General features: G+C 66.5%; 10 protein-coding genes. 4 read left to right on the top strand and 6 right to left on the bottom strand.

All coding sequences use genetic code 11. From position 1 onward, the window contains the following. The first annotated feature begins 55 nt into the window (after positions 1-55). From ShzoTeo12_RS23505 to ShzoTeo12_RS23495, 3 genes are all read left to right on the top strand, one after another. Positions 56-502 carry a MarR family winged helix-turn-helix transcriptional regulator gene (locus ShzoTeo12_RS23505; protein ID WP_119255556.1) on the top strand — a complete coding sequence of 149 codons (447 nt, stop codon included), beginning with the start codon at positions 56-58 and terminating at the stop codon, positions 500-502. Positions 503-552: 50 nt separating this feature from the next. Further along, on the top strand, positions 553-1,563 hold the full coding sequence (locus tag ShzoTeo12_RS23500; RefSeq protein WP_318912693.1) for a ligase-associated DNA damage response exonuclease: 1,011 nt from the start codon (positions 553-555) through the stop codon (positions 1,561-1,563). Positions 1,564-1,750: 187 nt separating this feature from the next. Then, positions 1,751-3,376, top strand: a complete 1,626-nt coding sequence (locus ShzoTeo12_RS23495) for a cisplatin damage response ATP-dependent DNA ligase (protein ID WP_318912692.1) — start codon at positions 1,751-1,753, stop codon at positions 3,374-3,376. Here the strand turns inward: ShzoTeo12_RS23495 and ShzoTeo12_RS23490 are convergent. The 4 genes from ShzoTeo12_RS23490 to ShzoTeo12_RS23475 all read right to left on the bottom strand — a co-directional run bounded on the left by ShzoTeo12_RS23490 (position 3,373) and on the right by ShzoTeo12_RS23475 (position 8,738). Then, positions 3,373-3,726 carry a hypothetical protein gene (locus ShzoTeo12_RS23490; protein ID WP_318912691.1) on the bottom strand — a complete coding sequence of 118 codons (354 nt, stop codon included), beginning with the start codon at positions 3,724-3,726 and terminating at the stop codon, positions 3,373-3,375. The genes ShzoTeo12_RS23495 and ShzoTeo12_RS23490 overlap by 4 nt on opposite strands. Before the next feature lies 1 nt (position 3,727). Continuing rightward, positions 3,728-4,687, bottom strand: a complete 960-nt coding sequence (locus ShzoTeo12_RS23485; RefSeq protein ID WP_318912690.1) for a glutathione S-transferase family protein — start codon at positions 4,685-4,687, stop codon at positions 3,728-3,730. 321 nt (positions 4,688-5,008) lie between these two features. After that, positions 5,009-7,138, bottom strand: coding sequence for a methylmalonyl-CoA mutase (gene scpA / locus ShzoTeo12_RS23480; RefSeq protein WP_318912689.1), 2,130 nt, complete (start codon positions 7,136-7,138; stop codon positions 5,009-5,011). Between the two features lie 205 nt (positions 7,139-7,343). Then, on the bottom strand, positions 7,344-8,738 hold the full coding sequence (locus ShzoTeo12_RS23475; protein WP_318912688.1) for a methylmalonyl-CoA mutase family protein: 1,395 nt from the start codon (positions 8,736-8,738) through the stop codon (positions 7,344-7,346). 234 nt (positions 8,739-8,972) lie between these two features. On the opposite strand from ShzoTeo12_RS23475, the gene ShzoTeo12_RS23470 reads away from it, so the two are divergent. Next, positions 8,973-9,749 carry a L,D-transpeptidase gene (locus tag ShzoTeo12_RS23470; protein ID WP_318912687.1) on the top strand — a complete coding sequence of 259 codons (777 nt, stop codon included), beginning with the start codon at positions 8,973-8,975 and terminating at the stop codon, positions 9,747-9,749. Positions 9,750-9,897: 148 nt separating this feature from the next. Here ShzoTeo12_RS23470 and purN read toward each other — a convergent pair whose 3' ends face one another. After that, on the bottom strand, positions 9,898-10,563 hold the full coding sequence (purN, locus tag ShzoTeo12_RS23465) for a phosphoribosylglycinamide formyltransferase (protein ID WP_318912686.1): 666 nt from the start codon (positions 10,561-10,563) through the stop codon (positions 9,898-9,900). Further along, positions 10,560-11,633: a phosphoribosylformylglycinamidine cyclo-ligase gene (purM, locus tag ShzoTeo12_RS23460; protein WP_318912685.1), complete on the bottom strand. Its 1,074-nt coding sequence runs from the start codon at positions 11,631-11,633 to the stop codon at positions 10,560-10,562. Before purM ends, purN begins: the two co-directional genes overlap by 4 nt. Between the last annotated feature and the right edge of the window lie 138 nt (positions 11,634-11,771).

Raw genomic sequence — 11,771 nt, 5'->3', positions numbered from 1 at the left:
GCGCTTTCCGCGCGTACCTCTTGACTTTGTTATGTTGATATCAACAGTAAGAATCATGTCCGATGATGTCATGATTCCCTTCGAGACCACGCTTTTCGTCCGTGATCATTGCCTGTGCCTGCATGCCCAGCGCGCGGCGCGGGCGCTTGCCCGCCGTTTCGACGATGCACTTCGCCCGCTCGGCCTGACCAATGGCCAGTTTTCCCTGCTGATGGCGCTGAACCGTCCCGAGCCGCCGCCCATGGGCCCGGTCGCCGCCGTGCTCGCCATGGACCGCACCACCCTGACGGCCGCCCTCAAGCCCCTCGAACGCCGCGGCCTCGTCACCGTCGAACCCGACCCGCGCGACCGCCGCGGCCGTCTGCTGCGCCTGACGAAGGATGGTCGCGGTCTGCTTACACAGGCCTTTCCCATCTGGAAGGAAACGCATGAGAAAGTCGACGCCCAGCTTTCCGCCGTCGACATGAAGGCGCTGCGGGCGGGCATGCTGGCGATCGCATAGAAGCCGGCCTCCCACTGGCAGACGGTGCGAAAACGCCTATCTTTCCCGTCATGAAGCCCGACCAGCTCCTCCGCCCGGCGCCCGCCGGCCTCTATTGCCCCGCAGGCGACTTCTACATCGATCCGATCCGCCCCGTCGGACGGGCGCTGATCACCCATGGCCATTCCGACCATGCCCGCGCCGGTCACGGCGCAGTGCTGGCGACGCGGGAGACGCTGGACATCATGGCGATCCGCTACGGCGAGGACTTCTGCGGTTCCATGCAGGCGGCCAGCTTCGGCGAGCGCATCGACCTTGCCGGCGTCACTGTCTCCTTCCATCCGGCGGGCCATGTGCTGGGCTCCGCGCAGATCGCCGTCGAGAAGGACGGTCTGCGGATCGTCGCCTCGGGCGACTACAAGCGCGGCGCGGACCCGACCTGCACGCCTTACGAGCCTGTGCCCTGCGATATCTTCATCACCGAGGCGACCTTCGGCCTGCCGGTCTTCCACCATCCCGAACCGAAGGCCGAGATGGGCAAGCTCCTGACCTCGCTCCGGCAGTTTCCCGAGCGCAGCCATCTTCTCGGCGCCTATTCGCTCGGCAAGGCGCAGCGCGTCATCCGCCTGCTGCGCGATTGCGGCTACGATGCGCCGGTCTATATCCACGGCTCGCTCGCCCATCTGTGCGACTACTATGTCAGCCGCGGCATCGATCTCGGCGACCTGCGCCCCGCGACGATCGAGAAGAGCAGCCCCGCCGACTTCCGCGGCGCCGTCATCGTCGGCCCGCCCTCGGCCTTCGCCGACCGCTGGGCGCGGCGCTTCAACGAACCGCTCGTCGCCTTCGCCTCCGGCTGGATGATGGTGCGCCAGCGCGCCAAGCAGGGCGGCGTCGAACTGCCGCTCGCCATCTCCGACCATTGCGACTGGCCGGAGCTTACCGAGACGATCCGCGAACTCGTGCCGCAGGAGGTCTGGGTGACGCATGGCCGCGAGGAGGCGCTGGTGCGCTGGTGCGAGCTCGCCGGCGTTCCGGCGCGACCGCTGCATCTGGTGGGCTATGAGGACGAGGGGGATTGATGGTGTTTGGCATTCGGCGTCAACCTTGCGGCACACCCCCCTCTGCCCTGCCGGGCATCTCCCCCACAAGGGGGGAGATTGAGATGTGGCAGCGCCTTGCCCCCAACCGATCTCCCCCCTTGTGGGGGAGATGCCCGGCAGGGCAGAGGGGGGTATACCCGCGCCGGCCTCCCGAAAGCCCCCGCCCATGAGAGCCTTCGCTACCCTTCTCGACCGCCTCGTCCTCACCCCCTCGCGCAACGGCAAGCTGAAGCTGCTGGCCGACTATTTCCGTGACACGCCCGATCCCGACCGGGGCTACGGCCTTGCCGCTATCGCCGGCACGCTGGACCTGAAGAGCGTCAAGCCGGCGCTGCTGCGCGAACTGGTTTTGGAGCGCATGGACGAGGTGCTGTTCCGCTACTCCTACGACTATGTCGGCGACCTTGCCGAGACCATCGCGCTCGTCTGGGGCCAGGAGCGCAAGGAGCGCGTGGCTGATGACGATCAGCCGCGGCTCGGCGCGGTCGTCGCCCGTATGAACGCGCTCGGCCGCACCGAGGTACGCGGCGCGGTGCGGGACCTGCTCGACCGGCTCGATCCCTCCGCCCGCTTCGCCTTCCTGAAACTGGCGACCGGCGGCCTTCGCATCGGCGTCTCGGCGCGGCTGGCCAAGCAGGCGCTCGCCGATTTCTCCGGCCGGGACGTCACCGAGATCGAAACCCTGTGGCACGGCCTCCAGCCGCCCTACGAGCCGCTCTTCGCCTGGCTGGAGGGCAGGGCGGAACGCCCGGTGCTGGCGACGCCCGCGATCTTCCATTCCGTCATGCTCGCCAATCCGGTGGGCGAGGGCGATCTCGACGCGCTCGACCCCGGCGATTTCGCCGCGGAATGGAAATGGGACGGCATCCGCGTGCAGCTCTCGTCATCGGGTGCGACGCGCCGGCTCTATTCCCGCTCCGGCGACGACATTTCCGCCGCCTTCCCGGACGTGCTGGAGGCGATCGATTTCGAAGGCGTCGTCGATGGCGAGCTTCTGGTCGGCGGCACGGCGCGTATGAACAGCCCCACGCGCACCTTCTCCGACCTCCAGCAGCGCCTCAACCGCAAGACGGTCAATGCGAGGATGCTGGAGGAATACCCCGCCTTCGTGCGCGCCTACGACATGCTCTTCGACGGTGAGGCCGACATCCGCCCGGCACCCTTCCTCGAACGCCGCGCCCGCCTTGCGGATGTCATCGGCAAGGCTCCGCACGACCGGTTCGACCTTTCCCCGCTCGTTTCCTTCGAAAGCTGGGAGGCGCTGGACGACCTTCGCCGCGCGCCGCCCGATCCCGTCATCGAGGGCGTGATGATCAAGCGCCGCGACAGCGCCTACCAGGCCGGCCGCATGAAGGGGCCGTGGTTCAAGTGGAAGCGCGATCCCTACAATATCGACGCGGTGATGATGTATGCCCAGCGCGGCCACGGCAAGCGCTCCAGCTACTATTCCGACTTCACCTTCGGCGTCTGGACGGAAGGGCCGGACGGTGACGTGCTGGTGCCCGTCGGCAAGGCCTATTTCGGCTTCACCGACGCCGAGCTCGAAGTGCTCGACCGCTATGTGCGGAACAACACGACCGAGCGCTTCGGCCCGGTGCGGGCCGTCCGCGCCGAGCCCGGCTACGGGTTCGTGCTGGAAGTCGCCTTCGAGGGCATCAACCGCTCCACCCGCCACAAGTCCGGCGTCGCCATGCGCTTTCCCCGCATCGCCCGCCTCCGGCAGGACAAGCTGCCAGCCGATGCCGACCGGCTGGAAACGCTGATGGCGATGGTGGAGGCGAAGGAGGCTTAGGATTGGCCTCCGTGATGGCCGAAATACAACATCGCTTGAATGGTGAAGGTGAGAGGCAGCAGCATGCCACCCATGAAAACGCCGACCGACATATTGTACTTGTGCCCCATATGGATCGCCAGCATGGCCGGAGCGGCAATCACCAGCAGCAGGTGCGTGACGATGAGGTAAGTGGGGAGCGGCGTCTCCAAGCCCATCATGATGGCAAAAGCGTAAACCCAGATGATCGCAACGAGGACAAGCCAGATTACGCCGGCAAGCAACGGCCCGTATTTACGGTAGACGCGAAGCGCTTCCGGAAAAGTCGCCATCAGCCCAAGTATCGTCACCGCACATACGGTTATCTGCATGTCAGAGACCCAGCGCCGAAAGGTCCGGCCCGAGCGGTACGATGCGGTTCGGATTGAGCGACTTTATCGAGTAGTAGCCGTGCTTGATATGGTCGATGTTGACCGTGTCTCGCACGCCGGGGAGGTCGAGCACGCGCTTCGTATAGGCCGAGAGCGCCGCATAGTCGGCAAGGCGCTGGCGGTTGCACTTGAAGAGGCCGTAATAGGCGGCGTCGAAGCGGATGAGCGTGACGAAGAGGCGGATGTCGGCTTCGGTGAAGGTTTTGCCCGTCAGGAACGGCCGGCCGTCGGCAAGGCGCGCTTCCATCTCGTCCAGCATGGCGAAGACGCCCTGATAGGCTTCCTCGTAGGCGACCTGCGTTGTGGCGAAGCCGGCGCGGTAGACGCCGTTGTTGAGCGCGGGATAGATGCGCTCGTTGAGGGCGTCGATCTCGTTGCGCAGGTCCTCGGGATAGAGGTCGACGCTCTCATCCGCCAGCGGCCCGAAGCCGGTGTTGAGCATGCGCACGATATCGGCGGATTCGTTGTTGACGATGGTCTTCTTCTGCTTGTCCCACAGAACGGGCACGGTGGCGCGGCCGGTGAAGGTCGGCTCGGCGCGGGAATAGAGCTCGTGGAGATAGGTCGCGCCGTTGAGGTCGTCGCGGTTCGAACCCGGAAAATCGCCGAAGCGCCAGCCCTGATCGGAGAGCGAGGGCTCGACGACGGAGACGGATATGACGTCGGTGAGCTTTTTCAGCTTGCGCGCGATCAGCGTGCGCGAGGCCCAGGGGCAGATGAGCGCGACATAGAGGTGGTAGCGGCCGCGTTCGGCGGCAAAGCCGCCTTCGCCCGTCGGGCCGGCGCTGCCGTCCGGCGTCACCCAGTTGCGGAAGCTCGATACCTGCCGCACGAAGCCGCCCTTGGCGTCCGTCGCCTGAACAGGCTGCCAGTCTTCCGTCCATTTGCCGTTGACGAGCATCGCGTCACCTCTTTTCGGTTGTGTAGGACTGGCGTACCCCTCGCGCGCGTAAACCGCAACTGCCCGATGGATTGACACAGCGTTCACAAAGGCCGGTATTCGGCGGATGGTCGCCTTATGCCTTGAGAGAGTCGGATGCTCTGCCCCTCATCCGGCCTGCCGGCCACCTTCTCCCCGCAAGCGGGGCGAAGGAGATCTGCCGCACCGTTTTCCCCGTTCAACAACCGCGCGTGAGCCACATCCCCTCTCCCCGCTTGCGGGGAGAGGGTTAGGGTGAGGGGCAAACTCCGAATGCGCCGGCCAGCCGCAAGCGGCTACCACTTACGCCATCAGCCGGTCGATCAGCGCCGAGGCGGCGTCCGCGATAACGGTTCCCGGCGGGAAGATCGCATCGGCCCCGGCTTTTTCCAGCGCCGGGAAATCCTGCGGCGGGATGACGCCGCCGACGGCGATCAGCATGTCGCGCGCGCCGCGCTTGACGAGGGCGGCCTTCAGCTCGGGCACCAGCGTCAGGTGCCCGGCGGCGAGCGAGGAGGCGCCGACGATATGCGCGCCCTCGCGGATGGCGAGGTCCGCCACCTCTTCCGGAGTCTGGAACATGGCGCCGACGATGACATGGAAGCCGAGGTCGGCGAAGGCGCTGGCGATGACCTTCTGGCCGCGGTCGTGCCCGTCCTGCCCCATCTTGGCGACGAGGATGGTCGGTTTCTCGTGCCTGAGCTTCTCGAAGGCGGCGATCTTGTCGGCGGCGGTGTTGAAGGCCCGGTCGTCCGCGCCCATCTCCTTGCGGTAGACGCCGGAGATCGTGCGGATCTCCGCGACATGCCGGCCGAAGGCCCTTTCCAGCGCGAAGGCGATCTCGCCGACGGTCGCCCGCGCCCGCGCCGCCTTCACCGCGAATTGCAGGAGGTTGCCGTCGCCGCTGCGGGCGACTTCTGTCAGCCGGTCGAGCGCGCTTTCGGCCGCCGCCGTGTCGCGCGTACCCTTGAGCTGCTGGAGCTTTGCGAGCTGGCGGGCGCGCACCTCGGAATTGTCGACCTTCAGCACGTCCACCTCGATGTCGCGCTCAGGCCGCGAGAAATTGACGCCGACGACGGTCTGGTGGCCCGAGTCGATGCGCGCCTGCGTGCGTGCGGCGGCCTCCTCGATGCGCAGCTTGGGAATGCCCTTCTCGATGGCCTTCGCCATGCCGCCGAGCGCCTCCACCTCCTCGATATGGGAGAGCGCGCGGGCGGCAAGGTCATGCGTCAGCCGCTCGACATAGGCCGAGCCCCCCCAGGGATCGATGATGCGCGTCGTGCCGCTCTCCTTCTGCAGGAGGATCTGCGTGTTGCGGGCGATGCGGGCGGAGTGGTCGGTCGGCAGCGCCAGCGCCTCGTCGAAGGAGTTGGTGTGCAGCGATTGGGTATGCCCCTGCGTCGCCGCCATCGCTTCCACCATGGTGCGCATGACGTTGTTCATCGGGTCCTGCGCCGTCAGCGACCAGCCGGAGGTCTGGCAATGGGTTCTCAGCGCCAGGGACCGGGCGTCCTTCGGCGAAAAGTTCCGCTTCATCAGCGCGGCCCAGATGAGGCGCGCGGCGCGCATCTTGGCGACTTCCATGAAGAAGTTCATGCCGATCGCCCAGAAGAAGGAAAGGCGCGGCGCGAAGGTGTCGATATCGAGCCCGGCGGCGACCCCGGCGCGGGCATATTCGATGCCGTCTGCGATGGTATAGGCGAGCTCCAGGTCCGCCGTCGCCCCGGCCTCCTGCATGTGGTAGCCGGAGATCGAGATGGAGTTGAACTTCGGCATGCGCCGGCTGGTATAGCTGAAGATGTCGGAGATGATCCGCATCGACGGCTGCGGCGGGTAGATATAGGTGTTGCGGACCATGAACTCCTTGAGGATGTCGTTCTGGATGGTCCCGGACAGCTTGTCTTCGGAAACACCCTGCTCCTCCGCCGCCACGATGAAGAGCGCCATGATCGGCAGCACCGCGCCGTTCATGGTCATGGAAACGCTCATCTGGTCGAGCGGGATGCCGTCGAAGAGCTGCCGCATGTCGAGGATTGAATCGATCGCGACGCCCGCCATGCCGACGTCGCCGGCAACGCGCGGATGGTCGCTGTCGTAGCCCCGGTGGGTGGCAAGGTCGAAGGCGACGGACAGGCCCTTCTGCCCGGCCGCGAGATTGCGCCGGTAGAAGGCGTTCGATTCCTCCGCCGTCGAGAAGCCGGCATATTGCCGGATCGTCCAGGGCTGCTGGACATACATGGTCGGGTAGGGGCCGCGCAGATAGGGCGCCGCGCCCGGCCAGGTGTCGAGATAGGAAAGGCCGGAAAGGTCCGCCTCGCCATAGGCGCCGGCGACGGCGATGTCTTCGGGCGTCGCCCAGACGGCCTCGCTGGCAGCAGTGGGCGCCGCCGGCTTCGACCATGCGATGGAGGAGAAGTCGGGAATCCGGCTCATGCGGCGGCTCCTTTGATACGGTACTGCGCAGCGGCTTCACCCCCCTCTGCCCTGCCGGGCATCTCCCCCACAAGGGGGGAGATCGGCAAGGGGCACAAGCCTTGCTCAATCGGCAACGTTGGAGTTGGGCGAGACGGCGCTCCATCCAATCTCCCCCCTTGTGGGGGAGATGCCCGGCAGGGCAGAGGGGGGTAGGCCGCGCCCATCACGCCGCCTCCACGCAATCAACCAGAAGCACCGGCCGAAGCCCCGCCGCCGCCATCTCGTCGAGCGGCCCGAGCACCGTCACCGGCCGCTCGTCCTTCAGCGGAAACAGCGTCGTGCCGACGATGGGCCTTGCCTTGCGCGCCGCTCGCGCTGCCTCGACCATGGCCTGTACCGTGCCCGAGGCGATGGCGGCGGAAAGCCCGCCCGTCTTCTCGATCCCGGTGAAGATCTCCCACGCCTTTTCCGCCAGCCCCTCCGTCAGCGCCTCGATGCCGCCCGCGCCGGCGGCGGGGTCGGCGACATGGGCGAGGTTGCTTTCGGTGATCAGCACGACCTGCGTGTTGCGGGCGATGCGGCGGGCGAGGGGATCGGGCAGGCCGAGCGCCAGCGTGTGCGGCAGCACGGTGATCTCGTCCGCCCCGCCGGTGCCGGCGGAAAAGACGGCGATGGTGTTGCGCAGGATGTTGGTTTCCGGGTCGCGCCGCGTCAGCATGCGCCAGCTCGTCTCGGCGTGGATATGCGCGGGCTTCTGCTCGGAAATGCCGCAGGCCGCCTGCATGCGGGCATGGATCAGCCGTGCCGCACGCATCTTCGCCGTGGTGAGGAACTGGTCCTGATCGGCGGCAAGCGAGAGCGAGGTCGCCGCGAAGATGTCTTCCGGAGCGAGCCCTGCCGCATCGAGCAGACGCAGGCTTTCCGCCAGCGCCGCCGCGATGATGGCAAGCTCCAGCGTCTCGCTCGCCCCCGCATTGTGTGCCAGTCGCCCGTCGGCATTCAGCACGGAGCCGTAAAAGCCGAAGCCGATCAGCTCTTTGGCGAGGCTGGTTAGTGCGTTGCTTTCGGCGCGGCCCCCCGCAAGCGCCGCGGTGAAGGGATCGAGACCGAAATGCACCGGCGCTGTCTGCGCCCCTGCATCGGCGAGCGCATGGGCAAGCGTCGTCGCGAGCGCCCGGTCGGCAAAGCCGGCTTCGAGCCGCAGCGAGAAGGGGGCTGCGGCGCGCGCGGCGGCGGTCTTGCGGAAGGCGATCTCACTGCCGGCTGCGATGCCCGTGCCATGCGCCGCGGCGCTGCCACGGAAGACGAGGGAAGCGCCGGTCGCGCCGTTTTCGAGGTCGTCGGCCATCTGCGCACGGGCGCGGGCAAGGTCTGCATCGTCGCGGCGCTGGTTGACGGTCCATGCGCCGCCTGCGTGCGGCGTATCGGCATGGCCGTGGGCAAGGGGTGCTGCGCCTTCGCGGCGGCTGTAGATCGGCTGGATGGCAAGGCCGTCGTCGCTGCGCGAGACGAGCGTCGCCTCGAAATTCGCGCCTTTCAGCGCCTTTTCGGCCAGTTTGCGCCAATCCGCCTCGTCGAGCGGCGCAAAGCCCGCATCCGTCAATATGCTCGCGTCCATCCCGTCGCGTTCTCCGTTTCCCGGAATTTCTTCCATCCGGGATACAGCGTAAAGGGCCACTTTGGTAGAGTGACCTTCGGGCGACAGCGGGTGAAAATTCCGGCGCGCAAGCCTCGGGCCAGTCGCGGCTGCCACAATTAGGGCAGGATTGCGGACCCAATTCGCCTTTTGTTAGTTGGTGATTCAGCCTCTTCGTTCATCCTGTCTTTCCGATAAACGGGTGCCCACGCTTTCATGACCGATACCGCGCTTTCCCGCCGCCGCTTCCTCCAGTTTTCCGGCCTTGCCATGGCAAGCGGCCTTGCCGGCTGCACCTCGTCCATGAACACGGACCAGTTCCGCTACGAGACGCGGCCCTATTTCCGCAATCCCGCGCTGGAAGGTCGGCCGGAATATATCGACAACCGGCAGCCGGTCGGCCTTTACGGCCAGACGCCGCCCTCGGGCCTGCTGCCCGAATCCTCGCGCTATGCCTCGATCTATGGCCCTTTGAACGACGGCGGCTTCCAGGTGCCGGCCGTACCCTACCAGCAGATCGACGCGCGCTTCTACCGGCAGGAGGTCGAGAGCCCCTTCGCCGAAAAGCCGGGCACAATCATCGTCGATACGGGCAACCGTTTCCTCTATCTCATCCTGCCGTCGGGCCGCGCCATGCGCTACGGCGTCGGCATCGGCCGGCAGGGTTTTGCCTGGTCGGGCCGCGGCGTCATCCAATGGAAGCAGGCCTGGCCGAAATGGACGCCGCCGGACGAGATGGTCAAGCGCCAGCCGGAACTCGTCAAATATTCCGGCGCAAACGGCGGCATGGCCGGTGGGCTCAACAACCCGCTCGGCGCCCGCGCGCTCTATATCTTCCAGAACGGGCAGGATACGCTCTACCGCCTGCACGGCTCGCCGGAATGGAAGTCCATCGGCAAGGCCGTCTCGTCGGGCTGCGTGCGCATGCTCAACCAGGATGTGATCGACCTTTACGATCGCGTGAAGGGCAAGGCGCCGATCTTGGTGATCTGAGGGGAAAAGACCCCTCCCTAAATCCCTCCCCACAAGGGGGAGGGACTTAACCTGCCGCACCCTCTGCATTCAGATTTTGAACGGTGAGCAAGCCTTTGACTTTCTCCCCCCTTGTGGGGAGATGCCGGCAGGCAGAGGCGGATTTTTCTCAGGCCGCCGCCGGCGAAATCAGATACGCGCCGTCCACCTGCGGCAGGTCGCCGGAAGCAACGGCCTTGCCGCCTTCCATTCGCACCTTGCCTTCCGCGACGAGCCGCAGCGCCAGCGGATAGCTGCGGTGCTCCACGGTGAGCACCCGCGCGGCGAGCGTCTCCGCCGTATCGGCCGGCAGAACCGGCACGGCCGCCTGCACGATCACCGGACCTTCATCCATGCCTTCCGTCACGAAATGCACCGTACAGCCGGCAAGGCGCATGCCGGCGTCGATGGCGCGCTGGTGCGTATGAAGGCCGGGGAAGAGCGGCAGTAGGGAGGGGTGGATGTTGAGGATGCGGCCTTCATGGCGGTTGATGAAGGTGCCGGAGAGCAGGCGCATGTAGCCGGCGAGGCAGATGATATCGGGCGAGAGCGCGTCCAGCGCATCGAGGATCGCGGCTTCGTGGGCTTCCTTGCTGGCCAAGTCCCGGCGCAGGAAGGCGCGGGTCGGAATGCCGAGCGCCTCGGCCTTCGCAAGCCCGCCCGCCTCCGCCTTGTCGGAGAAGACCGCGACGATCTCGGCCGGGAAGTCCGGCGCCTGAGCCGCCTTCGCCAGTGCCAGCATGTTGGAGCCGCCGCCGGAGATGAAGGCGACGACGCGCTTGCGGGGCGACGTCATAGGGCAAGCGTGCCCTTGTAGATCGTACCGGCCGCACCTTCTTCGCGGGCGACCATGCGGCCGAGGCGGAAGACGTTTTCACCTTCGGCGACAAGCGCGGCCGAGACCGCATCGGCCTTGTCGGCGGGAACGACGGCGATCATGCCGACGCCGCAGTTGAAGGTGCGCAGCATTTCCTTGGCTTCCACGCCGCCGGTCCTGGCGAGCCAGGAGAAGACGGCGGGAGCCTTGACGGCATCGAGGTCGATCTCGGCGGCAAGGTGCTTCGGCAGCACGCGCGGAATGTTCTCCGGGAAGCCGCCGCCGGTAATATGCGCCAGCGCCTTGATCGCGCCCGTCTCGCGGATCGCCTTGAGGAGCGGTTTCACATAGATTTTCGTCGGCGCCAGCAGCGCCTCGCCAAGGCTCTTCGCGCTGTCGAACGGGGCAGGTGCATCCCAGGCAAGGCCCGAGAGCGTGACGATCTTGCGCACCAGCGAATAGCCGTTGGAGTGAACGCCCGAGGAGGCGAGGCCGAGGATGACGTCGCCTTCGCCGATGTCGCCCGCCGGCAGCAGCTGCCCTCGCTCGGCCGCACCCACGGCGAAGCCTGCAAGGTCATAGTCGCCATGCGAATACATGCCGGGCATTTCGGCGGTCTCGCCGCCGATCAGCGCGCAGCCTGCCTGCCGGCAACCCTCGGCGATGCCTTCGACGATGGCCGCGCCCTGTTCGGGATCGAGCTTGCCGGTGGCGAAATAGTCGAGGAAGAAGAGGGGCTCTGCGCCCTGCACCACGAGGTCGTTGACGCACATGGCGACGAGGTCGATGCCGACCGTGTCGTGGCGGTCCGCGTCGATGGCGATCTTCAGCTTGGTGCCGACGCCGTCGTTGGCCGCGACGAGCACCGGATCCTTGAAACCGGCCGCCTTGAGGTCGAAGAGGCCGCCAAAGCCGCCGATCTCGCCGTCCGCGCCCGGGCGGCGCGTGGAGCGCACCGCCGGCTTGATCTTCTCGACCATCAGGTTGCCCGCGTCGATGTCGACGCCCGCATCGCTATAGGTCAGACCGTTCTTTTCCGACTGGCTCATGCTCTCGTCTCCGGCGCTGGAGCATTCTGCAGGCAGGCACTTCCGCCTGCCGTCGCACAAATGCGGCAAAACAAATGGACAGAGCAGATAAGCGAATGAAGGCGGGCCCGGCTGCTCTGAGCTGTTCGCGCCCGATTG

Origin of the sequence: Shinella zoogloeoides, from assembly GCF_033705735.1 — a bacterium.
GTDB classification, from domain to species: domain Bacteria; phylum Pseudomonadota; class Alphaproteobacteria; order Rhizobiales; family Rhizobiaceae; genus Shinella; species Shinella zoogloeoides_A.
This window is presented reverse-complemented; position numbering and strand designations above follow the sequence as displayed.